General features: G+C 33.2%; 25 protein-coding genes. 10 read left to right on the forward strand and 15 right to left on the reverse strand.

Features of this window, described 5'->3' with window-relative positions; genetic code table 11:
* Nucleotides 1-66: 66 nt before the first annotated feature.
* Complete coding sequence (locus L0669_RS07420) at nt 67-501, reverse strand: hypothetical protein (RefSeq protein ID WP_263762450.1); 435 nt, start codon at nt 499-501, stop codon at nt 67-69.
* A gap of 208 nt (nt 502-709) precedes the next feature.
* A complete protein-coding gene (locus L0669_RS07425) occupies nt 710-1672 on the reverse strand; it encodes a hypothetical protein (protein ID WP_263762452.1) in 963 nt (320 codons plus the stop codon).
* A gap of 102 nt (nt 1673-1774) precedes the next feature.
* On the opposite strand from L0669_RS07425, the gene L0669_RS07430 reads away from it, so the two are divergent.
* Together L0669_RS07430 and L0669_RS07435 are read left to right on the forward strand one after the other, a co-directional pair.
* A complete protein-coding gene (locus L0669_RS07430) occupies nt 1775-2521 on the forward strand; it encodes an LA_2272 family surface repeat-containing protein (RefSeq protein WP_263762454.1) in 747 nt (248 codons plus the stop codon).
* 4 nt (nt 2522-2525) lie between these two features.
* A complete protein-coding gene (locus tag L0669_RS07435) occupies nt 2526-3128 on the forward strand; it encodes a CDP-alcohol phosphatidyltransferase family protein (protein ID WP_263762456.1) in 603 nt (200 codons plus the stop codon).
* 96 nt (nt 3129-3224) lie between these two features.
* Here the strand turns inward: L0669_RS07435 and L0669_RS07440 are convergent, their stop codons facing one another.
* From L0669_RS07440 to L0669_RS07455, 4 genes are all read right to left on the reverse strand, one after another.
* On the reverse strand, nt 3225-5360 hold the full coding sequence (locus L0669_RS07440; protein ID WP_263762458.1) for a polyribonucleotide nucleotidyltransferase: 2136 nt from the start codon (nt 5358-5360) through the stop codon (nt 3225-3227).
* Nucleotides 5361-5525: 165 nt separating this feature from the next.
* On the reverse strand, nt 5526-5792 hold the full coding sequence (rpsO, locus tag L0669_RS07445; RefSeq protein ID WP_041516556.1) for a 30S ribosomal protein S15: 267 nt from the start codon (nt 5790-5792) through the stop codon (nt 5526-5528).
* Nucleotides 5793-5879: 87 nt separating this feature from the next.
* The gene (locus L0669_RS07450; RefSeq protein ID WP_263762460.1) at nt 5880-6833 is read right to left on the reverse strand and encodes an energy transducer TonB; all 954 of its coding nucleotides are present in this window, start codon (nt 6831-6833) and stop codon (nt 5880-5882) included.
* 37 nt (nt 6834-6870) lie between these two features.
* On the reverse strand, nt 6871-7326 hold the full coding sequence (locus tag L0669_RS07455; protein WP_078006319.1) for a GAF domain-containing protein: 456 nt from the start codon (nt 7324-7326) through the stop codon (nt 6871-6873).
* A gap of 71 nt (nt 7327-7397) precedes the next feature.
* On the opposite strand from L0669_RS07455, the gene xrtF reads away from it, so the two are divergent.
* The 6 genes from xrtF (at nt 7398) to L0669_RS07485 (ending at nt 12128) form a co-directional block, all read left to right on the forward strand.
* A complete protein-coding gene (xrtF, locus tag L0669_RS07460; protein ID WP_263762462.1) occupies nt 7398-7934 on the forward strand; it encodes an exosortase family protein XrtF in 537 nt (178 codons plus the stop codon).
* Nucleotides 7924-8370 carry an exosortase F system-associated membrane protein gene (locus L0669_RS07465; protein ID WP_263762464.1) on the forward strand — a complete coding sequence of 149 codons (447 nt, stop codon included), beginning with the start codon at nt 7924-7926 and terminating at the stop codon, nt 8368-8370. The genes xrtF and L0669_RS07465 overlap by 11 nt, the downstream gene beginning before the upstream one ends.
* A 46-nt stretch (nt 8371-8416) precedes the next feature.
* Entirely contained in the window at nt 8417-8815 is a 399-nt protein-coding gene (locus tag L0669_RS07470) for an HYC_CC_PP family protein (protein WP_173970862.1), read from the forward strand.
* 106 nt (nt 8816-8921) lie between these two features.
* Nucleotides 8922-10928, forward strand: coding sequence for a TonB-dependent receptor plug domain-containing protein (locus tag L0669_RS07475; RefSeq protein WP_263762466.1), 2007 nt, complete (start codon nt 8922-8924; stop codon nt 10926-10928).
* 47 nt (nt 10929-10975) lie between these two features.
* Nucleotides 10976-11317 (forward strand): heavy-metal-associated domain-containing protein, encoded by a 342-nt coding sequence (locus tag L0669_RS07480; protein WP_263762468.1) that lies wholly within the window; start codon nt 10976-10978, stop codon nt 11315-11317.
* A 130-nt stretch (nt 11318-11447) separates the two neighbouring features.
* Nucleotides 11448-12128: a DedA family protein gene (locus tag L0669_RS07485; protein ID WP_173970865.1), complete on the forward strand. Its 681-nt coding sequence runs from the start codon at nt 11448-11450 to the stop codon at nt 12126-12128.
* Nucleotides 12129-12443: 315 nt separating this feature from the next.
* On the opposite strand, the gene rodA is transcribed toward L0669_RS07485, so the two are convergent.
* The 6 genes from rodA to purH form a co-directional block, all read right to left on the reverse strand.
* Nucleotides 12444-13679, reverse strand: coding sequence for a rod shape-determining protein RodA (gene rodA / locus L0669_RS07490; RefSeq protein ID WP_263762470.1), 1236 nt, complete (start codon nt 13677-13679; stop codon nt 12444-12446).
* 14 nt (nt 13680-13693) lie between these two features.
* The gene (gene mrdA / locus L0669_RS07495; RefSeq protein WP_263762472.1) at nt 13694-15643 is read right to left on the reverse strand and encodes a penicillin-binding protein 2; all 1950 of its coding nucleotides are present in this window, start codon (nt 15641-15643) and stop codon (nt 13694-13696) included.
* Nucleotides 15640-16146, reverse strand: coding sequence for a rod shape-determining protein MreD (locus L0669_RS07500; RefSeq protein ID WP_263762474.1), 507 nt, complete (start codon nt 16144-16146; stop codon nt 15640-15642). Before L0669_RS07500 ends, mrdA begins: the two co-directional genes overlap by 4 nt.
* Entirely contained in the window at nt 16139-16969 is an 831-nt protein-coding gene (gene mreC, locus L0669_RS07505; protein WP_263762476.1) for a rod shape-determining protein MreC, read from the reverse strand. Before mreC ends, L0669_RS07500 begins: the two co-directional genes overlap by 8 nt.
* Before the next feature lie 109 nt (nt 16970-17078).
* Nucleotides 17079-18107, reverse strand: coding sequence for a rod shape-determining protein (locus tag L0669_RS07510; RefSeq protein WP_007804822.1), 1029 nt, complete (start codon nt 18105-18107; stop codon nt 17079-17081).
* A 54-nt stretch (nt 18108-18161) separates the two neighbouring features.
* A complete protein-coding gene (gene purH, locus L0669_RS07515) occupies nt 18162-19688 on the reverse strand; it encodes a bifunctional phosphoribosylaminoimidazolecarboxamide formyltransferase/IMP cyclohydrolase (protein WP_263762478.1) in 1527 nt (508 codons plus the stop codon).
* Between the two features lie 166 nt (nt 19689-19854).
* Here purH and L0669_RS07520 point away from each other — a divergent pair, with 166 nt between their 5' ends.
* Both L0669_RS07520 and L0669_RS07525 read left to right on the forward strand, forming a co-directional pair.
* Nucleotides 19855-21102 carry an ABC transporter permease gene (locus L0669_RS07520; RefSeq protein ID WP_173970870.1) on the forward strand — a complete coding sequence of 416 codons (1248 nt, stop codon included), beginning with the start codon at nt 19855-19857 and terminating at the stop codon, nt 21100-21102.
* A gap of 99 nt (nt 21103-21201) precedes the next feature.
* Entirely contained in the window at nt 21202-22248 is a 1047-nt protein-coding gene (locus L0669_RS07525; RefSeq protein WP_232067356.1) for an NAD(P)-dependent alcohol dehydrogenase, read from the forward strand.
* Between the two features lie 138 nt (nt 22249-22386).
* Here L0669_RS07525 and L0669_RS07530 read toward each other — a convergent pair whose 3' ends face one another.
* From L0669_RS07530 to fbaA, 3 genes are all read right to left on the reverse strand, one after another.
* Nucleotides 22387-22977 (reverse strand): hypothetical protein, encoded by a 591-nt coding sequence (locus L0669_RS07530; protein ID WP_263762480.1) that lies wholly within the window; start codon nt 22975-22977, stop codon nt 22387-22389.
* An 82-nt stretch (nt 22978-23059) separates the two neighbouring features.
* Nucleotides 23060-23914 carry an acetyl-CoA carboxylase, carboxyltransferase subunit beta gene (gene accD, locus L0669_RS07535; RefSeq protein WP_173970872.1) on the reverse strand — a complete coding sequence of 285 codons (855 nt, stop codon included), beginning with the start codon at nt 23912-23914 and terminating at the stop codon, nt 23060-23062.
* Between the two features lie 110 nt (nt 23915-24024).
* The gene (gene fbaA, locus L0669_RS07540) at nt 24025-25092 is read right to left on the reverse strand and encodes a class II fructose-bisphosphate aldolase (RefSeq protein WP_173970873.1); all 1068 of its coding nucleotides are present in this window, start codon (nt 25090-25092) and stop codon (nt 24025-24027) included.
* Nucleotides 25093-25101: the final 9 nt, after the last annotated feature.

Genomic DNA, 25101 nt, shown 5'->3' on the forward strand with positions numbered 1-25101 from the left:
AATTTGAAAACAACAATCATTTAATAGAAAAATGGCATAAAATTAATTTTAGTAAAACAGTTAAGTTTAACTACCAGGTAAAACAGTTTTTGTTCCTCTTGAAGTTACAGGATCTTCTCCTAAACCACCTCCTACAATTGTTGTTGAATTTAAATTTTTCAAATAAGAGATAACTTGCGTTATATTTCCAACAGTTTTAGAAGTATAGTCTATTTCTACATACCAAACGTCATAAGTTTCTGGTGAAGCGTCATCCCAATCATAGTCAAAATAAATTTCGAAAATATTGCCATCTTCGGATAAACTTCCAACCACCGGAGTTTTTGAATCTTTAGAGTTAATATATATAGTAGCACAGATTTTTAATATGTCTTCTCCGTCTTTGTTGGTAAAATGGTTTGCAGAAGCTAAAGGAGGTACTGGTAATGTAAGATTTTCTGTGTCCGTGAATTTGAAATCTACGGTATTAATTTTGGTAATCTGGATAACTTTAAATTCCATAATAGGGTTTTTAGGGTTAATACGTTTATTTTTGGTGGGTTAAAGTTATTTTTTTTCTTCGAATAAAGGATAAAATTAATGTGTTTTTTTTAGTTTAATTCCCGTTAAAAAATAAATAAGGGTTTATGTTGAATTTCAGGAAAATAAGAAACCCAAATTCTATTAAAGAATTTGGGTTTTTAAAGTAAATCTTTAATCGAATCTGTTTTTAAAAAAGCAGATCGACTTGAGAGTTTATTTTTTCGATATAATAATCAATCTTTCTAATGGCTCTATTAAAGAATAAATTTTGCTCTTTAATACCTGATTGACTTAATGGCTTTGAATTACTAATTTGCTGCTTAAAAAACTGATGTACATTTTTGCAACTGTCATCATTGTCAGTAATAAAATAACCAAGTAAAGTATAAGGGACAAACATGGTTAATTTTTCATTAGTTTCAATAAGCATATTGTTGTTGAGCAAGATCAGTTCGTTATAATAAATAGCAAAATTAGTATTGGGTTTGTTGCATTTTTCCTGTATTAGATTGATGATTCTCTTTAAATCTTTGCAAAGTGCATTGGCGCTTTTTAAATCGAGTAAGCCAGCTTCATGAAAATACAGAATTTGCTGCAAGCTACTGTTGATGGTGGTATCGTTCCAGATTTCGTTTACAAAAGTATTTTCGTATGCTTTCTTTAACTTTTGCATGAACTCGGTAAAGGATTCTTCGATAACAAAATTTTCAAAAGAAACTTTTTTCTGATTTGTGTTTAAAAGATTCAGCCAGACAAAAGCTTTGAATTTAGACAGAATAGTTCCGTCCATAAAATAAAATAGCGGAATATCTTTTGCAGAATAATAAAGTATGGTTTCTGGATTCTTGGTTAGTATTTCAACTTGTTCTGCCGAAGATTTAAAATACTGAAGCATATCTTTTAAAGTCTCGATTTCGATGGTTTTCTCGACAATGACTTTTTCTTTGTTAGAAAATAAATTATCCAAAGAAATATTAAAATGATGGGCAAGTTTGATTGCTTCATCTATAGAGAATTTGCTTTTTTGAGATATTCTGCGGTGCGAAGCATCATAACTAATTTCTAAAATAGCTGCTATCTCATCAATTAAAGAAACCGACGGAGAAACTTTAAGTCTAATTGCTTTTAATAAGGATTCCTGATATTTCATAATTTGCGATAATCGCAAATATAGCAAATAGTTTTATTGATTTGTGCAAATCTGTATGTGATAATTGCAATAGGTTTGTCTTGTAATTTTAAAACTATAATTATGAAAACATCATTTTTAGTACTCTTATTATTTGTCTTTGGAGTAATACGCGCTCAGGATACAATTAAAAGTCAGGTTGTTGATTCTGTTAAGCTGCATTCGCAAATTTTTAGTCTTTCTCCAATTTCTAAAAAAATAGACAAAGTAAACGGACTGGTTCTTGGAGTTGGTCATGTTGAAAATAAACATATAAGTTCTCAGGTAATTAACGGTGTAAATATAGAAGCAAATCCGGTACCGGCTGTTGGGGCATTAATGGGATTTATGTCTTTGATGTATCTGCCGGAAATTATTAAAAACAATAAAAGAACCCACTACGTTAGAAATAGTGAAGAAGATTATAGAATTAAAAATATGAGTTACACGCCCGAATTGAAATTGAATGGTTTGAATATTAGCTCAGGATGTTTTTTTACCACGACAAGTATGAACGGATTGAATATTTCGGCCGGAAACAAGTTTAAGGATTTTAATGGACTTTCGGTAACTGTTTTAGGAACGATTGCTGATCATCAAAACGGACTTTCGGTTGGCGTTTATAATGCTAATAATAATTTAAGTGGTTCAACTATTGGAGTGTACAACCAATCGTATCAGTTAAGTGGTTTGCATATCGGGCTTTTTAATCAAACGAGAATTAATAGAGGTTTACAGGTTGGAGTTTTTAATAAGTCGAACTCTAAAGGTTTTCAGTTAGGGATTTGGAATGTTAACAATAAAAGGTCTATGCCTTTTTTAAACTGGTAAAATCATGAAAAGAGTTCCTGTATTGCTTATTAGTATTCGATTACTGTTGGGTTTCGTAATGATTTTTATTGCGAATAGTAATTTTGCCTACGTTAGGATGATTTTAGTGGCATTAATGATATTTGGGTTGTTGACCGATATTTTTGATGGTATTATTGCCAGGAAGGTAGGTGTATCATCTGAAAAATTAAGAAGAATGGATAGCCAGGTCGATTTGGTTTTCTGGCTTTGCGTAGGCTGGTGTACGTGGTTATTAAATCCTGAAATAATAATTGAGCACCAATTTGCTATTATTTCAATTTTTGTAATGGAAGGACTAACGTACGTTTTTAGCATTTTAAAATTTGGAAAAGAAACATGTACACATGCGCTCTTGTCTAAATTATGGGGAGTGACTTTACTTATTGCATTTGTTTCGATGATAGGTTTTGGTCATGCAGGTATTCCTTTTTTTCTTGCAGTATTTTTTGGAGTTGTAGGGCATATTGATGTGTATCTCATCATTTACTTTTTACCAAAATGGACACATGACGTGCCTAGTTCTTATCATGCTTATTTAATTCGGGATGGAAAATCAATTAAGAGACACAAATGGTTTAATGAATGAATTACCTAAGATTTGAAAGAGATTTAAAAACGAAAAACCCCAATTCAATTGAATTGGGGTTTTCTATGAATAAACCTTTAGTAAACTAAGATCTGATTACTCTTTTTTCTCCTCACGTGGAGGTCTTGGTAAAAGTGCTTTTCTTGACACTTTTTCTTTTCTTGTTTTAGGATCAAGTCCTAAATATTTAACCTGGAATACATCTCCCATGTTTACTACATCAGTAACATTTTCTGTACGTTCCCAAGCTAGTTCAGATACGTGAAGCAATACTTCGTTTCCTGGTGCAGCAGTATATTCTACTACAGCTCCAAAATCAAGCATTTTAATTACTTTAACTTCGTAAGCTTCTCCCATTTGAGGTTTGAAAGTAATAGATTGGATTTTTGCCAATACTGCTTCAATTCCAGCAGGATCTGTACCTAAAATTTCGATAACACCTTGCTCATCAACTTCGTTGATTACAATAGTTGTTCCAGTAGCTTTTTGTAATTCTTGAATTACTTTTCCACCAGGTCCAATTAATGCTCCAATAAAGTTTCCAGGAATAGTTCTGGTAATGATTTTTGGAGAATGTGCTTTAACGTCAGCTCTTGGTGCAGCGATAGTTTCAGTTAATTTTCCTAAAATGTGTAAACGTCCATCACGAGCTTGAGCCAAGGCTTGCTCCATAATGTCATAACGTAAACCATCAATCTTGATATCCATTTGACAAGCTGTAATACCGTCAGCAGTTCCAGTTACTTTAAAGTCCATATCTCCTAAGTGATCTTCGTCTCCTAAGATATCAGACAATACAGCAAATTTCTCACCGTCAGTAATCAATCCCATAGCAATACCAGAAACTGGTTTTACCATTTGAACTCCAGCATCCATTAAAGCCATTGTTCCAGCACAAACTGTTGCCATAGAAGAAGAACCGTTAGATTCTAAAACCTCAGAAACAACACGAATTGTATAAGGACAATCAGCAGGAATCATATTTTTTAAAGCTCTTTGAGCTAAGTTACCGTGACCAACTTCTCTTCTTGAAGTTCCTCTTAATGGTTTTGCTTCACCAGTAGAGAAAGGAGGGAAGTTATAGTGTAAGTAGAATTTCTCTTCACCTTGCTCAGATGGAGAATCGATTTGGTTTGCTTCTCTAGATGTTCCTAAAGTTACTGTAGCCAAAGCTTGAGTCTCTCCACGAGTAAACAAAGATGAACCGTGAACTCTTGGTAAATAATCAGTTTCACACCAGATTGGTCTGATATCTGTAGTTTTTCTACCATCTAAACGAACACCTAATTCTAAAACTACATTACGAACAGCTTCTTTGTTTGTTTTGTAGAAATATTTTGAAACTAAATCACCATCAGCAGCTAATTCTTCTTCAGTAAATAAAGCTTTAACTTCTTCTTTTACTTCAGCAAATGCAGCGCCTCTTTCGTGTTTAGCTGAACCAACTTTTGCAATAGCATAGATTTTATCATATGCTGCAGCTTTTACTTTTGCGTAAATTTCTTCGTTTTCTCTCTCTCCTTCGTAAGTACGAATTTCTTTTTTACCAAAAGCTTCCTGTAAACGATATTGAGCTTGAATTTGAACTTTGATAGCTTCGTGAGCAAATTTAATAGCTTCGATCATTTCAGCTTCTGAGATTTCTTTCATCTCACCTTCAACCATGGCAACAGAATCCATAGAAGCTCCAATCATCATATCGATATCAGATTTTTCTAATTCTTCTCTGCTTGGGTTGATCACTAATTTTCCGTCGATACGTGCAACACGAACTTCAGAAATTAAGTTATAAAATGGAATGTCTGAAACTGCTAATGCCGCAGAAGCTGCTAAACCAGCTAAAGCGTCTGGCATAACTTCTTCGTCGTGAGACATTAATTGAATCATAACTTGTGTTTCAGCATGGTAATCGTCTGGGAAAAGCGGACGCAATACACGGTCAACTAGTCTCATTGTTAATACTTCGCTGTCGCTTGGACGAGCTTCTCTCTTAAAGAAACCTCCTGGGAAACGACCTGCTGCTGCAAATTTTTCGCGGTAATCTACCGTTAACGGTAAAAAATCAACGCCAGGGTTTGATGTGCGAGCTGAAACTGCTGTTGCAAGAATCATCGTGTCGCCCATTCTTACTACTACAGAACCATCAGCTTGTTTAGCTAAACGTCCTGTCTCGATTGTGATGCTTCTGCCATCACCTAAATCGATCTTTTCTACAAATAATTGTGGAATCATAATTTTTCCTTATTGGTTATACAATGGGTTTTAGTTGTGTTGTAGTTGTTGTGTGTGTAGTTGTTGTTAATCTAAAACCCAATGAAAAACCAAACTTTTTTTCTTATAAAATGCTTGTAATGTAAAAACAAAAAGAGGCACTCTCGCACCTCTTTTCTATATTGATTATTTTCTGATATTCAATACTTTGATAATCTCACGATATCTGTTGATCTCTTTCTTTTTCAAGTAATCCAGCAACGATCTTCTTTTACCTACTAGTAATACTAATGAACGCTCAGTGTTGTAATCATGACGATTTTTTTTCAAGTGCTCAGTTAAGTGACTAATTCTGTAAGTAAACAATGCGATTTGAGCTTCTGCTTTTCCAGTGTTTGTTGCTTCACCGTGTTGAGCGAAAATCTCTTCTTTTTTCTCTTTAGTTAAATACATTCCAATATTATTTAATGATTTTTATGTATGTCGTACATCTTTTGTAAGACGGTGCAAAATTAGAACTTTTTTTTGGAAAAACGAATTTTATCTCCCATTTTTTGCAATTGTGATAGGTAAAGAGTAAAGAACTCTTACCGGAATGCCTCTTCTAATGCCTGGATTCCAGTTTTTGGCATTTTTTATGGCCATGATTGCAATTTCATCTATTCCATAACCAACGCCTTTTAAAATCTTAGGTTCAACTAAACTTCCGTCTTTATCTACTATAAAGGTCATATAGATTTTTCCTGATACCTTATTTCGTGCATCAGCTGGAATATATATTGATTTTGCAATATAGCTGTAAAAAGAATTTATTCCTTTTTTTGGGGCAGGTCGCTGTTCAGCAATAGTATAGGGGTGTTCAATATTTAATGAATCTGTAGTTATCCCGGAAACCAGTTTGCCGTTTTCATGAGTTTCTATAAAGCTGTATTTTGATTTTAAATATTTTCCTTTCCAAATACCGTCTCGCAGACCATTTTTTACCCTTCCTGTCTCTTCTATAAATTTATCTTTATATTCAAGATCACCATTACCTGCAATTACCTTTTGTTCTTTTTGATCGTTCCAGTAATTATTGAGCTTGTAATCTACTTCGTTGTTTTTGTTGGTATAATATTCCAGTTCTGATTTTAGATTGCCGTCTTCATACCAGTTAAACTCTCTTCCGGTTTTTTTGTTGTCTAAATAATTAACGGTTGATTTTTTGTTTCCGCTCTCATAATAATAAACAAACTGGCCTTCGCGTTTGATAATATCTTTGTCCGTTGTAGAGCCAATCGTTTTTAAAGCCTTGGATTTGTAATATTCTTTTACTACGTAACTCTTTTTATCTGAAAAATAATCTTCAACAATTCTAATGTATTTATAGTTGTCTTCTGTGCTTTCAACCCAGGAAGAGTCCAGATAAACTATTTTGCCTACAGGCGTTGAGGTTTGAGAATATAATTTTGCTGAAATAATACAGAAAAAGAAAACGCGTAAAATTAGTTTCATAAAGGGGTAAAAGTAAAGTTACGCGAATGTGTTATTTTTAGTACAATTTAGCAACTTCCTGATTTACAAATTCTAAAAATCGTTCGTCAGCTTCAGTAAAAGGATCTATAACATGGCTGTCAATATCAATCTGACCAATATTCTGACCGTTTACAAATAAAGGAACTACGATTTCAGATTTTACAGTAAAGCTACAAGCGATATAATTGTCTTGTGCGGCAACGTCCGGCACGACAAAATTAGCATTACTTTCTGCAACTTGTCCGCAAATTCCTTTTCCAAACGGGATAACAGTATGATCTGTTTCTGCTCCTACATAAGGACCTAAATGCAAAGTTTTAGCTTCATGATTGGCGAAATAAAAACCAACCCAGTTATAGTACTCTACATTTGCGTTCAATAGTTGGCAGATAGCCAATAATTTTTCGTCTCTAACTAATTTTGTATCAGCTACAATAGCGCTTATTTTTGGTTCTAATTCCTGAAATGTCATAATCTTAAAATTTTATACAAAAGTATTTAAAGCTAATCTCAAAAAATACATAAATTTGAAAAAAAATTCTGTTGAAAAAATACCTCATTCAATTTAAGCCCTTCCTTATATTTATAAGCACTTTTTTTGCTGCCTATATTGTACTTACATTAGTTTATAAATTGTATCTCGATACTTTTGATGTAAATGATGTCGATGGAATAACCAATATCGTGGGTAAAAATGTAGCGCAATTAATGAATGTGTTTCATTGCGATATTAAAATTTATAAAAGTATTACATATTCCTGGTTAGAGGTTTGGTACAATAAGCATTACAGTGTGCGAATTGTTGAGGGATGTAATGCTGTAAGTGTTATAATCCTGTTTATTTCTTTTGTGCTTGCTTTTTCAGGAAAACTAAAAACAACCTTGCTTTATATTTTGTTTGGTATTTTGTTCATTTATATTCTAAATGTTGTCCGAATCGCTCTTTTGATTGTGTTGTTGTTTTACTTTCCTAAGTACAATCATTTTTTACACGGTACTTTTTTTCCGCTCATTATTTATGGTTTTGTTTTTATCTTATGGATTATATGGGTAAATAAATTTTCTAAATATGCTAAGTAAACTGCTTCAACATAAAGGCAAAATTATAACTGCAATCTTTATTATAGTATGTTTTGGTGTTGTAAGAGCTTTTGAGGGGAAATTGTTTTATGATCCTTTCTTAGCTTATTTTGAATCTGATTTTAAAGATGCGCCTTTTCCCTCAATAGATTCTTTTAGGCTTTTTGGCGGATTATTATTTCGTTATCTGCTCAATACTCTTTTGTCCTTACTTCTTATTTATACCTTATTTCAGGAGGTTGAAATACTGAAGTTTAGCGCGATTTTGTATGTTTTTTTTCTGATATTGCTTTTAGGGATGTTTTTTGTAATCATTAAATATTTTCAGGATTGGAGCTGGCTTCTTTTTTATGTCAGAAGATTTATTATTCAGCCCATTTTTGTCTTGCTGTTTATACCTGCATTTTACTATCAGCAGCAAAATCTTAAAAAATAACATTTCATTAGATATTTTTTTAACTCTTTTTTGGTAGTTTTGCATCATGAATTTAAAAAAGTGCACAGGATTATTTTTAGCGTTCCTATTGTTGGTTTCCAACATTGGGTTTGCTTTTGATGTGCATTATTGTGGTGGCGAGATAGCTTCTGTTTCATTAAACACTTCTGTTACTGCATCTCCTGAAAAGAAATGTTGTGGAGAATCTGAAAAAAAATCTTCTTGTTGTAAAGACAAAGTAGTTCATTTTGAGAAAAAGTCTGACAATGCAACTATTAAGTTTTTCTTTTTTCAATTTGCTTTCCCGGCCGTAATTCAGGAATTCAAACCAGTTGCTTTTGTATCAATACCAAATTTCAAAAGCAATAAAATCATTTCGTATTATTCTGATGCGAATGCACCCCCTTTATTTAAGCTGTATAGCCAATATATTTTTTATTCCTGATTTTAATGTTTAGAATCAAACCTTTTATGGTTTGTGCTATGCTGTTTTTTTATTTAGAAAATTTTCTACAAAACAGCTTTTTCTAATTACATTAAAATCTTTTTTTATGAAAAAAAATATCATGCTTTTGGGTATGATTTTACTTTCTGTTGCTGCATTTTCGCAAGAAGATCTGGACGAAGTAAAAATTACCAAAAAGCAAAAAGGGATTAAAAAATCTTATACCCTTACTTCCAATACAAGTGTTATTACTAGTAAAGAATTGCTAAAAGCGGCTTGTTGTAATCTGGCCGAAAGTTTCGAGACAAATCCATCAATAGATGTCAATTTTTCTGATGCCTTAACAGGAACCAAGCAAATAAAAATGCTGGGGCTGACCAGTCCGTATTTGTTAATTACTGAAGAAAATATTCCTTCAGTTCGTGGAGCTTCTCAGGCGTACGGATTGTCATTTACGCCCGGAACCTGGATCGAAAGTGTGCAGATTACCAAAGGAGCCGGAAGTGTTATAAATGGTTATGAAAGTATTTCAGGCCAGATTAATACAGAACTTTTGAAACCTTTAAATGACATTCCGTTCTTTTTGAATGTATACGGTTCTACCGATGCGCGTTTTGAGGTGAATACTCATTTTAATAAAAAGTTGTCTGATAAATGGGCTACAAGTTTGTTTGTGCACGGAAATGCCCGTGTCGCGAAAAACGATATGAACGACGACGGGTTTCTGGATAATCCGCTTGGGAAACAAATCAATGTTTTAAATCGTTATCAATATTATAATCCTGAAAGCGGTTTGGTTAGTTTTATCAATTTTAGATATATGAATGATAAAAAACAAACCGGAGAAGTTGATTTTGATAAAGACAGAGATCGCGGAACAACAAATCATTGGGGTTCAGAAATTAATACAGAACGTTTTGATGTTTCTACCAAGATTGGATACGTTTTTAAAGATATGCCTTATCAGAGTATAGGTTTTCAGAATGCTTTTAATAGTCATAATCAAAACTCTTATTTTGGATTGAATTTATATGACATTAAGCAGAATAGTTTTTATTCGAATTTAATTTTCAATTCGATTATCAACAACACGATGCATAAGTTCTCGACCGGTTTAAATTTTACTTATGATCAGTATCAGGAATTCGTGAATGTAAACGACTACAGTAGAATTGATAATTCGGTAGGAGCATTCTTTGAATATACGTATGATAATGCCGATAATTTTAGTTTAATCTTAGGCGGTAGAGTAGATAATCATAATCGTTTGGGTTTTTTTGTAACGCCTCGTTTGCATATGAGATACAATCCGTGGAAAGATGGGGTAATTCGTTTTTCTGCAGGAAGAGGAAAACGTTCGGCAAATATTTTTGCAGAGAATCAACAACTTTTTGCTAGTTCAAGAACGTTTGAGATTTTAGATACAAACGGAAAGATTTATGGTTTGAATCCTGAAATTGCATGGAATTACGGAGTAAGTTTTTCTCAGAAATTCAAACTTTTTAATAAAAATGCCGAAGCCGGATTTGATTTCTATCGTACCGATTTTCAAAATCAGGCCGTTGTAGATTTGATGCAAAGCCCGCAAGAAGTTTCTTTTTATAATTTAAGAGGAAGTTCTTTCGCAAATAGCTTTCAGTTTGAATTTAATTACGAGTTAATTCATAATCTTAACCTTAGAACGGCATACAAATATTATGACATTCAGACAGATTATCTAACAGGTACTTTTCAGCGTCCATTACAGGCTAAACACCGTTTTTTAGGAAATTTAGAATATGAAACCAACTTAAATAATGGTAAGCAATGGAAGTTTGATTATACATTTAACTGGTCAGGAAAACAGCAATTGCCTTATACGGCATCAAATCCTGCAGAAGATCAGTTTCCTGATTTCTCGCCTTCGTATGCTGTTATGAATGTTCAGGTTACAAGAGTTATTTCTCCGGTTTTAGAAGTATATGTTGGAGGAGAAAATATAGGGAACTATAAACAACAAAAAGCAATTTTAGGTGCCGAAAATCCATTTGGTCCTAACTTTGATGCATCTATTGCATATGCGCCAATTTTTGGGCAAATGTATTATGCAGGATTACGATTTAAAATAAAATAAAATTCAGTTTCAAAAATCAATTTTAATAACAATAAATAATAAACAATATGAAAAATATAATTTTAATTGCATTAGTATCTTTTTTAGGATTTTCAGCACAGGCGCAAACTAAGAAAAACAAGAATTTAAAATACACTACAGAAGTAAACGGTAATTGTGAGCAATGTAAAAAACGAATCGAAAAAGCAGCTTTTGCGGTTCCTGGCGTAAAGTCGGCATCTTGGGATATTAGTTCGCACCAGCTTGCTGTAATTTTAAATGAAGAAAAGTCATCTCCTGAAGATTTGAATAAAGCTATTGCTAAAGTAGGGCATGATACTAAGGATGTTAAGGCAACTGATACTGATTATGAAAATTTACATTCTTGCTGCAAGTATGTAAGAGAATAATTATCTTACGAGCCCAAGTGTAAACTTGGGCTTTTTAATAGTTAATTTATCTTTAAAATATAGCAATTTATTGGTGTTGAAGCAAATTATTGTTAATTTCACGAACTTATAAATATAACCAAACGCATTTATGAATAATTTTGATTGGACTCAACTAATTAACCCTGAATTTTATATCACATTAAGTATTGGCGGTGTCCAAATTGGTTTATTTATTGTTTTGTTTATCGTTTTTGCTGAAACAGGACTTTTTGCAGGTTTCTTCCTTCCGGGAGACAGTTTACTTTTTTTGGCGGGTATTTACAGCCGCGACCTGATGCTAAATGTGGTTGATATTCCGGCCGACTTTATAAATGTATTTGTACTTTCTACTCTTGTTGCCATAATGGGGGTTTTAGGAAACATGACAGGCTATTGGTTTGGAGCCAAAAGCGGTTATTACTTATTTAAAAAAGAAGACTCATTCTGGTTTAAGAAAAAATATCTTTTACAATCTAAAGACTTCTTCGAAAAGTATGGAGGAAAAGCCATTATCTATGCACGTTTCCTTCCAATTTTCAGAACATTTGCACCAATCATTGCAGGTATAGTTTCTATGGATAAAAAGAAATTCATGTTTTATAATATCCTGAGTTCTTTTCTATGGTCGTTTATCCTAATATTCGCAGGACATTATCTATATGGAGTGTTCCTGAAGCAGGGAATCGATTTAAAACACCATATTGAATATATTATTATTATCATCGTAATAATCTCTACTTTCCCGGTTTTAGTAAAGCTTTTAAAGAAGAGACCAAGCGAAAAGATATAATTAACATACACATAAAAAAAGTCCGAAGCTTTAAAACTTCGGACTTTTTTTATGCTTGAAATTCTGTATGATTTTTTAAACGTCGAGAATGATATGTTTGTATTGTCATTCGTTACCTAAATCTGAAGCTTTGGACTTAGTTGTATGTTGGTTAAAATTATACTTTAAAACGAGGTTGTAGTGCTTTTAAAAGCAATGACAGCATTGAATATTAGAAACAGCTCAACTTAAAATAATGAAGAGTTTTGTTTTAAAATGTAATTTTTCTAAAGTTTGGAATTTGGAATTTTCAACCTTGGAATTTATCCCAAAAGATTACCATTCGTTTACCTTATTCGCATCCATTTTTAAGAAGATAAACAGCAAAATAGTGAATCCCCAAAGTCCGGAACCTCCATAAGAAAAGAAAGGAAGAGGAACCCCAATAGTTGGAAAAATCCCAATAACCATTGCAATGTTTACAAAAAAGTGAGTGAATAAAATTCCGGCAACACAATAGCCATAAACTCTGCTGAATTTTGTTTTTTGTCTTTCGGCCAAATAAATTACTCTTAATAATAAACCAACAAAAAGCGCAATAACGACTATTGATCCTGCAAAACCCCATTCTTCACCAACGGTTGTAAAAATGTAATCGGTATGTTGCTCAGGAACGAATCCTCCTTTGGTTTGAGTTCCTTCTAAGAAACCTTTTCCAATCCAGCCTCCTGATCCAATTGCAATTTCTGATTGGTTGGTGTTGTATCCGATACCTTTCATGTCGACAGTTTTACCTAATAAGATATTGAAACGGTCACGGTGGTGTTGCTTAAAAATATGGTCAAAAACATAATCTACAGACAATACAAAAGCTGAAATTACAGCCAATAAAATACCGCTTAAAAGAATGTTTCTGTCAACAGCCCTGCCTTTAAAATGTATAATGATTAATACTCCTAAAGCGATTAAAATAACAGCGTACGGTTCTAGAACAAGGGTTAAAACGAATAATAAAATAGTAATAAAACCAGTCCACACATACCATGAAGGCAATCCTTCTCTGTAAAGAACAACAATAAAAATACTGTAAATTAAAGCACTCCCTGGATCGGGTTGAGGTAGAATTAATAATACTGGCAGAAAAACAATAGCCAAAGCCTGAACTTGCCTGTTTACGTCCTTTAGGTTAATTTGTGTATCACTTAAATATTTTGCTAATGCTAATGATGTAGCGGCTTTTGCAAACTCAGAAGGCTGAATAGTAAAACTTCCGATGGCATACCAGCATCTTTGACCGGCGATTGTTTTTCCAAAAAGAAATAAACCTGCTAGTGATAATAATGAAACACCAAAAATGATACTGGCATATTTTTCATAAAACTTTCCATCAACAAAAAGCACGATAAAAATCAAAGGAATTGTACAGCCAATGAAGATTAATTGCTTTTGATAGGTTCCGTCTGTTGATAACAATGATGAAGAATAGATATTTAACCACCCTAGTATTACTAACGCACTGTAGATAAAAACACTTATCCAGTCAATGTTATTTTTTACACTTTGATTTCTCATTTGAAATAATATTGTTAGTTTTCTTTAGTGGTGTCTACAGGTGTAGGTTTAATGTCTACTTTTTGTTTTATCATTTTAGCTCTCATCACCGAGTCTTTAGGAGTCGATTCAATTGCGCTTGCTGCGTTCATTCCACCTAACTTAGCATATTCACCTGCAAGACTCTTGTTTAAAACTCTAATTTCTAAATCGGTTCGGGTGATTTTTTTTCTTAAATATTTTTCGATCATCAAACTTGCAATAGGTCCTGCAACTGTTGCTCCAAAACCTCCGTTTTCAATCATAACTGCGATTGCAATTTTCGGATTGTCTTTTGGCGCAAATGCTACAAATATCGAATGGTCTTTAAGCTGTGTCCTTTTGCCGTTAATTTTAGCAAAGTTCTCTGCTGTACCTGTTTTTCCGCAAATATCAATTCCATTTACTCTAAGTGAAGCGGCTGTACCTTTATTGTAAACATCAAATAAACCACTAATAACCGGTGGGAAATATTTTTGATCAACTGTAGTAACGTGTTTTGTTGTAAACTTAGAATCGATTTTTTTACCTTCAATTTTCTTAATGATATGAGGTGTATAGTAATACCCTTGATTCGCAACAGTTGCCATCATATTTGCTAATTGAATAGGTGTCATCAAAACCTCACCCTGGCCAATAGCATTCGATACAATTGTTGAACTTCTCCAGCCTCCATTAGGATAGATTTTTTTATAGGTTTTAGAAGTTGGAATATTTCCTCTTTTACCTGTTGGTAAATCATAACCCATAAATTGCCCTAATCCAAAACTTTTTACGTGATCACTCCAAACATCAACCGCCTTCCCTGGATCTTTATATTTGTTAATGGTTAACATATATGCCTGACCAAAGTAGGTGTTGCAGGAAAGGTAAATTCCGTTATGTAATTGATGAGGTCCAAAACCGTGACATTTCATAAAACGTCCACCACCATAACTAAATCCGTGGTGACACATAAAAGTTGTTTGTTCGTTAACAACTCCTTCTTGCAGTGCAACTAAACCAGTTAAGATTTTAAAAGGTGAGCCAGGAGGATATTCTGCTAAAAGTCCTCTGTCATATAATGGTTTTGCAATCGAATCGTGATATAAAAGTGTATAGTTTTTAGATCTTTGTCTACCAACCAAAATACCCGGATCATAAGAAGGTGCAGTAACTAATGCTAGGATTTCACCTGATTTAGGTTCAATAGCAACAATTCCACCTCTTTTATTGATCATTAATTCTTCTCCGTATTTTTGAAGTTCAGCATCAATACTTAAATTAATATCTTCTCCGGCAACGGCAATAGTGTCGTATTTACCCTCTTTATAAGAACCAATTTCTCTATTGTATTTGTCTTTTTGAATGTATTTTACACCTTTTATACCGCGTAAAACATCTTCGTAGCTTTCTTCAACGCCCTGTTTACCAATTAAATCACCACTATTATAATAAGGGTTCTTTTTAATTAAGTTTTCGTTTACCTGAGTAATGAAACCAAAAATATTGGCGCCGTAATCTACTTCGTAATCACGAAGAGAACGTTTCTGGAAATAGAAGCCTTCATATTTTCTGATTTTTTCCTGAAAAGCAGCAAATTCGTTTTTGTTTAATTGAGATAAAAATACAGAAGGAAGTCTTGGGCTGTATACTTTAGCCTTGGCAATTCTTTTCTCGTAATCTTCTTTGGTAATATTTAATAAAGTGCAAAATTCATTAATATTAAGATCTTCTTTGATCTCTCTTGGGATAACCATGATATCATAAGAAGCCTGATTGGCAACTAATAATTTTCCGTTTCTGTCATAAATATAGCCTCTTTCGGGATAGTCATATAGCTTCTTTATTGCATTATTTTCTGATTTTAATTTAAAAGAATCGTCTATAATTTGCAAATAAAATACCCTCATCACTAGCAAAGATGCTGCAACGATAATTAAAGAGGGCAGCAGAATTTTTCTCATCGTTTATTGGGCTTAATAAGGTAAATTATGATAATTGAGGTAATTATTGTGAATATTGAGCTAAATAATGTTCGGAGTAAAATGTCCCAAATAAATTTAAATTGAAATGCTTCTAGTACGAATAATACAATGTGATGTAATAGAACAGATACTAAAATAAATGAAAACCTTTCAGGTGTTAATGAATCATTTAGTTTAATAGTTTGATATTCGTAACTCAGTCCAAATGAGAATTTAAAAATATAAGGTCTGTAGTAGGCAAGGATAACGCAGGCTGTTGCATGAATTCCGCCTGAATTACAAAACATATCCATTGTAAGCCCTAGTAAAAAGCTAGAGAAAATTAAACCTGCTCTGTTACTGTTTACCGGATACAAAATAATATATAGGATGTATGGGAAGGGACTTATGTACCCTAAAAAATTCATATTATTGAAGATAACAATCTGAATTGCTAGTAAAATAATAAATCGAAAAATATTGCCTAATACAGCGCTATTCATTTTTCTCCTTTTTTTCTAAATTAATAAGTTCTTCTCTGTCCTTACTCTTGATAATGTAAACGTGCCCTAAGTTTGTCATGTCGTTAAATAGTTTAACGTCTATAACATAGTAACTAGTATTCTTTTTAATGTAAATTTTAGAAACAGTACCAATATTGATTCCTTCCGGAAAAATTACAGATTGACCACCGGTAACAATTGTATCTCCTTTTCTGATAGAAGCTAATCTAGGTACATCTTCTAACTGAACAAATCCTGTGCTTTTTCCATCCCACGTTAAAGAACCAAAGTGATTTGATTTTTTCAATTTGGCATTAATGTGCGATTTCATGTTCAAAATACTTACCACTGTTGAGTATCTTGGCGAAGTATTATCGATTACACCAATAATTCCCAAACTGTTAATTACTCCCATATCTTGTTTAACTCCTTCGTTTGATCCCGAATTTAGTGTGATATAGTTCTCGTGCGTATTGTATGAATTGTGAATTACTTTTGAAACAATGATATCTGCAGGTTTTACTCCTTTTACGTTATTTGCTAAAGGTACTTTTGTAGTATCAGTATCTTGTTTGTTGAATAGAAGACTTTTTAATCTCGCGTTTTCAAGTACAAGCTCGTCATTTTCGGTTCTTAAATTCAAATACTCATTAATATGATTGATTTTTTCATAAACGCCTCCGCTTAAAAAATTAGCCGAGCTGATTACTCTGCTTCTATGAAAAGAATGCGCTTGAATTGTGAGAGCCAACGAAATGCCTAAAAGCAGCAAAAACAGCAATCGATTACTGTTTCTTATAATAAAATTAAAAATTTGCTGCATTTCTTGTTTGGTTATTTTGTTTCAGGATATGCTATTAAGTTTCAAATTTTATAAGAGTCAAATTCAATTAATTTAACTCTTATAAAATATATTTATTATTGGTTGAATCTTATTTAATTAAGATGCTTTTAAATTTTGCAATGTTTTTAAGAGCCATTCCGGTTCCACGAACTACAGCTCTTAACGGGTCTTCTGCAATGTAAACAGGTAAATCTGTTTTTTGCGAAATACGTTTGTCAAGACCTCTTAACATAGATCCACCACCAGCTAAATAAATACCAGTGTTGTAGATATCTGCAGCTAATTCCGGAGGAGTCTGAGATAATGTTTCCATTACCGCATCTTCAATACGCTGAATCGATTTGTCTAATGCTTTTGCAATTTCTCTATAAGAAACATCAACTTGTTTAGGTTTACCGGTAAGTAAATCTCTACCCTGAACAGACATATCTTCTGGCGGACCATCTAAATCTTCGATAGCGGCTCCAATTTGAATTTTTATTTTTTCAGCAGTACTTTCTCCCACAAAAAGGTTGTGTTGAGTACGCATATAATAAACGATATCATTTGTAAAAACGTCACCTGCAATTTTAACAGATTTGTCGCATACAATACCACCTAATGCAATAACTGCAATTTCTGTAGTACCACCTCCAATATCAACAATCATGTTTCCTTTAGGCTGCATAATATCGATACCAATACCAATTGCTGCTGCCATCGGCTCATGAATTAGGTAAACTTCTTTTCCGTTTACTCTTTCACAAGATTCTTTTACAGCACGCATCTCCACTTCGGTAATACCAGACGGAATACATACTACCATTCTTAAGGCTGGAGTAAACATTCTTTTTTTCAATGCAGGAATACTTTTGATGAACATGTTGATCATCTTTTCCGAAGCATCAAAGTCAGCAATAACACCGTCCTTCAAAGGCCTTATGGTTTTGATATTTTCATGCGTTTTACCTTGCATCATATTGGCTTCTTTACCAACAGCAATGATTTTGCCTGATATTCTGTCACGTGCAACGATTGACGGACTATCAATAACAACTTTATCATTATGTATGATTAAAGTGTTTGCGGTACCAAGGTCTATCGCAATATCCTCGGTCATGAAATCAAAAAATCCCATAAGTTTTTTAGGGGTTTAAAATGTTATAAATTATTTTGAACAAAGTTAAACAAATTAATGTTTAAAATGACGTGTTCCTGTAAATACCATTGCAAGATTATTTTCGTTGCAATAATTTATGCTTAATTCGTCTTTTATTGAACCTCCAGGCTGAATTACAGCTGTTATTCCTGCTTTTTTAGCTAATTCTACACAATCCGGAAATGGGAAAAATGCATCACTTGCCATAGAAGCACCGGTTAAATCAAATCCAAAAGCTTTAGCTTTATCTACAGCTTGTACCAAAGCATCAACTCTTGATGTCTGGCCAGTACCTGAAGAAATTAATGTTCCGTTTTTTGCAAAAACAATCGTATTTGATTTTGTGTTTTTACAAATTTTTGAAGCAAATATTAAGTCTTCTATTTCCTGAGCGGTTGGCTCAGTAATGGTAACGGTTTTTAAATGCTCTTTAGTATCTGTAATATTATTTCTGTCCTGAATTAACAAACCGTTAAGACATGTTCTTACTTGTCTTGAAGGTAATTCAACTTCATTTTGAACTAATATAATTCTGTTTTTCTTTTCTTGTAAAACTGCAATTGCATCATCATCATAACTTGGAGCAATTACTACCTCACAGAATAATTTATTGATTTCCTGTGCTGTAGCTAAATCAATTTTAGTATTTGCAATTAAAACTCCACCAAAAGCAGATGTTGGGTCGCAAGCCAAAGCAGCTAAATAAGCTTCGCTAATTGTTTTTCTTGAAGCTAAACCACAAGCATTGTTATGTTTTAAAATAGCAAACGTTGGTCCGTCAGTTTTAAACTCGTTGATTAAGTTTACAGCAGCATCAACATCTAATAAGTTATTATATGATAATTCTTTACCGTGAACTTTTTTGAACATCGCATCAAAATCTCCAAAAAAGAAACCTTTTTGATGAGGATTTTCTCCATATCTTAAAACCTGACCATCTGCAATGCTTTCTTTGTAGATAGTTTCATCAGTATTAAAATAATTAAAAATCGCACCATCATAGTGAGATGAAACGTGAAACGCTTTTGTAGCAAATAATCTTCTGTTTTCAAGAGTTGTTGCTCCGTTTTGCTCTGTAATTAAATCCAAAAGCAAGCTGTATTCGTTAACCGAAGCTACAATAACAGTGTCTTTGAAATTTTTTGCACCGGCACGAATCAATGAAATTCCACCAATATCAATTTTTTCAATAATATCCTGTTCGCTTGCACCTGAAGCAACCGTTTTTTCAAATGGATACAAATCAACAATAACCAGATCAATCTGAGGAATGTCAAATTCCTTCATTTGTTGAACATCACTTTCGTTATCCTGACGGTTTAAGATTCCTCCAAAAATTTTCGGGTGTAAAGTTTTTACTCTTCCACCAAGAATTTCAGGGAATGAAGTAATATCTTCAACAGGAACTACAGGAATTCCAAGATTTTTTATAAAATCTTCAGTTCCTCCAGTCGAATAAAGTGTTACGTTTTGCTCATGTAATTTTCTAACGATTGGCTCAAGTCCATCCTTAGAAAAAACAGATATTAATGCTGATTGTATTGTTTTAGTTGTGCTCATTGTGTAGTTATGATTTTTCAGACTGCAAAAGTAGTTTTTTTATATATTAATTTAAAGAAAATTAGTGTAACATTATGCTAAAAAAATCTACTGATGAGTAAGTTAACTTTTATTAGGATTTTGATTTTAATTTATTGAATTTTACTTTCATGAAAAATACACGTATATGCTGGTTTATCTAAGGTTATTAAAAGAAAGTTTCCGCTTTGCTATAAACGCTTTGAGGAATAATAAATTGCGTACCTTATTATCACTCTTAGGTGTTACTATTGGTATTTTTTCGATTATTGCAGTATTGGCAGCAGTAGATTCTTTAGACAGAAAGATTTCAAAAGACTTGAGCAGCTTAGATAAGAATACGATTTATTTGATGAAATATTGCTTCGGGCCTTCTGAAATTCCACAATGGAAAAGAGAGCAATTCCCAAATGTAAAATACGACGAATATATAAGTTTAAAAAATTCACTTAATAATACAGATCAGGTCGCTTACCAGCTTTTTGTAAAACATGAAACTTTAAAATACGATTCAAAAACCGTTAGTGATGTTAATATAGTACCATCTTCCAGCGAAATGGTCGATATTGAAGGGTTGAGTTTTGATAAAGGAAGATTTTATACTGAATCTGAATCAAATTCAGGAAGCGCCGTTATCGTTCTGGGTTATGATATAGCCGAAGGACTTTTTGGAACCAGCGATCCTATTGGAAAAAATATTCGTTTATACGGACAGCGTTTTACTGTAATTGGTGTAATTAAAAAACAAGGTGCTGGTTTTTTTGGCGACAGTAATGATACATCGGTTTATTTACCAACCAATTTTTTACGCCGAATGTACGGTGACAGTGACGCAATGACCCCGGTTATTGTTTTAAAGCCTGTAAAGGGAGTAGATATGGAGGCTTATAAAGCCGAAGTTGCGCAGAAACTACGTGCGATTCGCGGAATGAAAGCAGGGGAGTCTGATAATTTCTTTATTAATGTACTTTCCGGTTTTACTGATTTTGTGGATGGAATTCTTGGAAGTTTGAGATTTGGAGGAATATTTATAAGTTTCTTTTCGTTTTTAGTAGGAGGTTTTGGTGTAGCGAATATTATGTTTGTTTCTGTAAAAGAACGAACAAATTTAATTGGTATCCAAAAATCGTTAGGAGCAAAAAATCGTTTTATATTATTTCAGTTTTTATTTGAAGCTGTTATACTTTGTTTGATAGGTGGGATGATTGGTTTGTTGATTGTCTGGCTGATGTCGATACTTTTAACTAATTTATTAGATTTTGAATTTGTTCTAAGTTTCTGGAATATCATTATCGGGGCAGGATTGTCAATTTTGGTGGGTGTAATTTCAGGAATTCTTCCGGCAATTTCAGCAGCGAAATTAGATCCGGTCGAAGCGATTAGAACGGGAATGTAAAACTAATCCTAAATAAAAAAGAACCATTGCCACTTCAATTTTTACTTTGATGTTGAATTTTATTGTAATTTTAATAGCTTAATTCAAAAAAACAATAAAATGATACCAGTAAAAGCTTATGCAGCCTATGATGCTGAAAATCCGTTAAAACCTTATACGTTTGAAAGAAAAGAAGTTGGTGCTCATCAGGTTCAGATAGAAATTTTGTATAGTGGCGTATGCCATTCAGATATTCATACCGCAAAAGGCGATTGGGGACCTGTTGATTATCCTTTAGTTCCCGGACATGAAATTGTAGGCCGAATTGTTGCTGTTGGTAGCGAAGTCTCTAAATTTAAAGTTGGAGAATTAGCTGGTGTAGGTTGTTTTGTCGATTCGTGCAGAGTTTGCCCGAGTTGTAAGTCAGGCGAGGAGCAATTTTGCGATGAAGGAATGACAGGAACGTATAATAGTGTAGAAAGAGGAACTAATATTCCAACTCGTGGAGGATATTCGACCAGTATCATCGTTGATGAAAGCTATACGCTTCATGTTTCTGAAAAATTGGATATAAAAGGAGTTGCGCCACTATTATGTGCCGGAATTACAACTTATTCTCCATTACGATATTTAAAAGTAGGCAAAGGTCATAAAGTTGGGGTTTTGGGTTTGGGTGGTTTAGGACATATGGCGGTAAAATTTGCCGTTTCATTTGGTGCTGAAGTTACGATGTTAAGTCATTCTCCTTCAAAAGAAGCCGATGCTAAAAAATTAGGAGCGCACAAATTTGCTTTAACTTCAGATCCTGCAACAATGGAATCTTTAGCGAATAGTTTCGATTTTATTTTGAATACTGTTTCAGCAAAACACGATCATAATGCCTATTTGAATTTATTAACGACAAACGGAACCATGATTGTAGTTGGTGCTCCGCCGGCGCCCGCAGAAATCCCTGTTTTTACTCTGATCATGAAAAGAAGAAGTATTATAGGAAGTTTAATTGGAGGAATAAAAGAAACTCAGGAAATGCTGGACTATTGCGCTGAACACAATATTACATCAGATGTTGAAATTATAGATATGGCGTATATTAATGAAGCTTACGACCGTATGAATAGAAGTGATGTTAAGTATCGTTTTGTAATTGATATGGCTTCTTTGAAGTAGCTAAGGTTCTAAGGTGCTAAGTTTCTAAGTTTTTTGTGTTGAGTTTTATTTGGCTTTAGCTAAATAATTTCAACTTACTTTTTATGAAAATATATGATATGAAAAAAATCCTGAGAAATATTTTTCTCAGGATTTTTTTTAGTTCTTATTTCGAAACTTAATTTTGCTTCGATCCCATTTAATGGAATCAGAGTAATAGTAATCACTATTGGTTTTGTATTTTAAAACAGTATCTTCCTCTTGAGTTGTTCTTCTTATGTAGTACGTTTGTATAATGTTGCTTTTTAAAAAATCCAAAAAGTAAGGGGTTTTAATCGTATCGCTTTGTGAGCCTATTACTAAAATTTGTCTCCTTTTCTCTTTTGTTAAAATGTTTTCTGATAGAAAATCGTTTAGACATTTTTTCGGAATTTTGACAATGTCTTTTGGTTGTAAGTCAAGAAAATGAGGGAGTGTGTCCTTTCCACTGCCATAACTACAAAATTCAAGGAAATATCTTTTTTGATAAAAATAAAAATTTCCTTTTTTGTCAATTATTAATTGGCTTTCTCCATAGAAAAATCCTTTTGTCGATGGAGGAGGTACTGCTAATGAATCGTAATATTTTTCAAGTTTTTCATCTTCATAAGAGATAATGTAAGATTTGTTTTTCTCAACAATCTTTTCTTCTTTCCTATTACAATTCAAAAGAAGAGAACAAATTATAAAACCAAGAAAAAGTCTTGTCATAAAAGATGGATTTAAAATAAAGATATAAAAAAATCCCATTTGCCGGAGCAATGGGATTTTTTATATTTTTAGAAGTTTAAAACTATCTAATAGGATTATTTTGAATCAAATCGATATACAAATTAATTTTGTCTTTCAATTCTTTTCTTGGCGTGATAAAGTCTAAGAAACCGTGTTCTAATAAGAACTCAGCAGTTTGAAAACCTTCTGGTAAATCTTTTCCTGTAGTATCGCGAACAACACGAGGACCAGCGAAACCAATTAAAGCTCCAGGCTCAGAAATATTAATATCTCCTAACATTGCATATGATGCAGTTGTTCCTCCGGTAGTTGGATCTGTACAAAGCGAAATGTATGGTAATTTAGCTTCAGCTAACTGAGCTAATTTTACTGATGTTTTAGCTAATTGCATTAGCGAATAAGCAGCTTCCATCATACGAGCTCCACCTGATTTAGAAATCATCACAAAAGGTAATTTGTTTTTGATCGCATGATCAATACCTCTGGCAATTTTTTCTCCAACAACAGCTCCCATAGATCCGCCAATAAAGGCAAAATCCATACAGCAGATAACAAGTTCTTTTCCTTTAGATTTTCCCACTCCGGTACGCACAGCGTCTTTTAAGTGAGTTTTCTCCATTACATCTTTTAATCTTTCTGCATATTTTTTTGTATCCACAAAATGCAAAGGATCTTTTGATGTCATGTTTTTATCTAATTCAACAAATTCATTATTGTCGAATAAAATTTCAAAATAGGTTGCGCTTCCAATTCTAACATGAAAATCATCTTCAGGACTAACAAATAAGTTTCTGGCTAATTCGTCAGCATCAATAATTTTTCCAGTAGGAGATTTGTACCACAATCCTTTAGGAACGTCCATTTTATCTTCGGTCGCAGTCGTAATCCCTTTTTCTTGTCTTTTAAACCAAGCCATTTTTTTAATTTTAGAATGTAGATTTTAAATTTTAGATTTTTCAATCTGATTCAAAATTTAGATTTCAGGCTTTTTTAGAAGTCTGAAATCTAAAATCAGAAGTCTAAAATTTAAAGTGTATTTACGTTATTCAAGTCAGCAAAAGCTTGCTCAAGTCTTGTATTGAATGTCACTTCGCTTTCACGTACCCATCTTCTTGGGTCATAGTATTTTTTGTTAGGAACATCAGCACCTTCTGGGTTACCAATTTGAGTTTTTAAATAGTCAATGTTTTTAACCATATAATCACGAATTCCTTCAGTATATGCAAATTGTAAATCTGTATCAATGTTCATTTTGATAACTCCGTATCCAATAGCTTCTCTAATTTCTTCAAGTGTAGAACCTGAACCTCCGTGGAAAACGAAATCTACCGGGTTAGCACCAGTTTTGAATTTGTCTTGTACGAAATCCTGAGAATTTTTTAAGATTTTTGGAGTTAATTTTACGTTTCCTGGTTTGTAAACACCGTGAACGTTTCCAAAAGCAGCTGCAATTGTAAATTTAGGGCTAATTTTAGATAATTCTTCGTAAGCGTAAGCTACTTCTTCTGGTTGAGTGTATAATTTAGAACTGTCAACATCCGAATTGTCAACACCATCTTCTTCACCACCTGTAATACCAAGTTCGATTTCTAATGTCATTCCCATTTTACTCATTCTAGCCAGGTATTCTTTACAGATCTCGATGTTTTCTTCGATTGGCTCTTCAGACAAATCGATCATGTGAGAACTAAATAATGGTTTTCCTGTTTCTGCAAAATGTTTTTCAGAAGCATCTAATAAACCATCAATCCAAGGTAATAATTTTTTTGCACAGTGGTCAGTATGTAAGATTACGGTAGCTCCGTAAGCTTCTGCCAAAGTATGAATGTGTTTTGCTCCGGCGATTCCTCCAGCGATTGCTGATTTCTCGTTAGCGTTAGATAATCCTTTTCCAGCGTTAAATTGTGCTCCTCCGTTTGAAAATTGAATAATAACTGGCGCATTTAGTTTCGCTGCAGTTTCAAGAACTCCATTGATTGTGCTAGACCCAGTAACGTTTACTGCTGGTAAAGCAAAACCTTTTTCTTTTGCATAATTAAAAATTTCCTGTACTTGATCTCCTGTAGCTACTCCGGGTTTAATATTGTGTGCCATTGTAATTTT

The sequence above is a fragment of the Flavobacterium bizetiae genome (assembly GCF_024271895.1).
GTDB lineage: Bacteria > Bacteroidota > Bacteroidia > Flavobacteriales > Flavobacteriaceae > Flavobacterium > Flavobacterium bizetiae.

Bases quoted from the DNA above. Each gene is read 5' to 3' on its own strand.
- L0669_RS07500 (WP_263762474.1), bottom strand. From the start codon at position 16,146: ATGAATAGCGCTGTATTAGGCAATATTTTTCGATTTATTATTTTACTA.
- L0669_RS07485 (WP_173970865.1), top strand. From the start codon at position 11,448: ATGAATAATTTTGATTGGACTCAACTAATTAACCCTGAATTTTATATC.
- purH (WP_263762478.1), bottom strand. From the start codon at position 19,688: ATGAGCACAACTAAAACAATACAATCAGCATTAATATCTGTTTTTTCT.
- L0669_RS07455 (WP_078006319.1), bottom strand. From the start codon at position 7,326: ATGACATTTCAGGAATTAGAACCAAAAATAAGCGCTATTGTAGCTGAT.
- L0669_RS07475 (WP_263762466.1), top strand. From the start codon at position 8,922: ATGAAAAAAAATATCATGCTTTTGGGTATGATTTTACTTTCTGTTGCT.
- mrdA (WP_263762472.1), bottom strand. From the start codon at position 15,643: ATGAGAAAAATTCTGCTGCCCTCTTTAATTATCGTTGCAGCATCTTTG.
- mreC (WP_263762476.1), bottom strand. From the start codon at position 16,969: ATGCAGCAAATTTTTAATTTTATTATAAGAAACAGTAATCGATTGCTG.
- L0669_RS07425 (WP_263762452.1), bottom strand. From the start codon at position 1,672: ATGAAATATCAGGAATCCTTATTAAAAGCAATTAGACTTAAAGTTTCT.
- L0669_RS07440 (WP_263762458.1), bottom strand. From the start codon at position 5,360: ATGATTCCACAATTATTTGTAGAAAAGATCGATTTAGGTGATGGCAGA.
- rodA (WP_263762470.1), bottom strand. From the start codon at position 13,679: ATGAGAAATCAAAGTGTAAAAAATAACATTGACTGGATAAGTGTTTTT.
- L0669_RS07525 (WP_232067356.1), top strand. From the start codon at position 21,202: ATGATACCAGTAAAAGCTTATGCAGCCTATGATGCTGAAAATCCGTTA.
- accD (WP_173970872.1), bottom strand. From the start codon at position 23,914: ATGGCTTGGTTTAAAAGACAAGAAAAAGGGATTACGACTGCGACCGAA.
- fbaA (WP_173970873.1), bottom strand. From the start codon at position 25,092: ATGGCACACAATATTAAACCCGGAGTAGCTACAGGAGATCAAGTACAG.
- rpsO (WP_041516556.1), bottom strand. From the start codon at position 5,792: ATGTATTTAACTAAAGAGAAAAAAGAAGAGATTTTCGCTCAACACGGT.
- L0669_RS07480 (WP_263762468.1), top strand. From the start codon at position 10,976: ATGAAAAATATAATTTTAATTGCATTAGTATCTTTTTTAGGATTTTCA.
- L0669_RS07450 (WP_263762460.1), bottom strand. From the start codon at position 6,833: ATGAAACTAATTTTACGCGTTTTCTTTTTCTGTATTATTTCAGCAAAA.
- L0669_RS07430 (WP_263762454.1), top strand. From the start codon at position 1,775: ATGAAAACATCATTTTTAGTACTCTTATTATTTGTCTTTGGAGTAATA.
- L0669_RS07530 (WP_263762480.1), bottom strand. From the start codon at position 22,977: ATGACAAGACTTTTTCTTGGTTTTATAATTTGTTCTCTTCTTTTGAAT.
- L0669_RS07420 (WP_263762450.1), bottom strand. From the start codon at position 501: ATGGAATTTAAAGTTATCCAGATTACCAAAATTAATACCGTAGATTTC.
- L0669_RS07465 (WP_263762464.1), top strand. From the start codon at position 7,924: ATGCTAAGTAAACTGCTTCAACATAAAGGCAAAATTATAACTGCAATC.
- L0669_RS07510 (WP_007804822.1), bottom strand. From the start codon at position 18,107: ATGGGATTTTTTGATTTCATGACCGAGGATATTGCGATAGACCTTGGT.
- L0669_RS07435 (WP_263762456.1), top strand. From the start codon at position 2,526: ATGAAAAGAGTTCCTGTATTGCTTATTAGTATTCGATTACTGTTGGGT.
- L0669_RS07520 (WP_173970870.1), top strand. From the start codon at position 19,855: ATGCTGGTTTATCTAAGGTTATTAAAAGAAAGTTTCCGCTTTGCTATA.
- L0669_RS07470 (WP_173970862.1), top strand. From the start codon at position 8,417: ATGAATTTAAAAAAGTGCACAGGATTATTTTTAGCGTTCCTATTGTTG.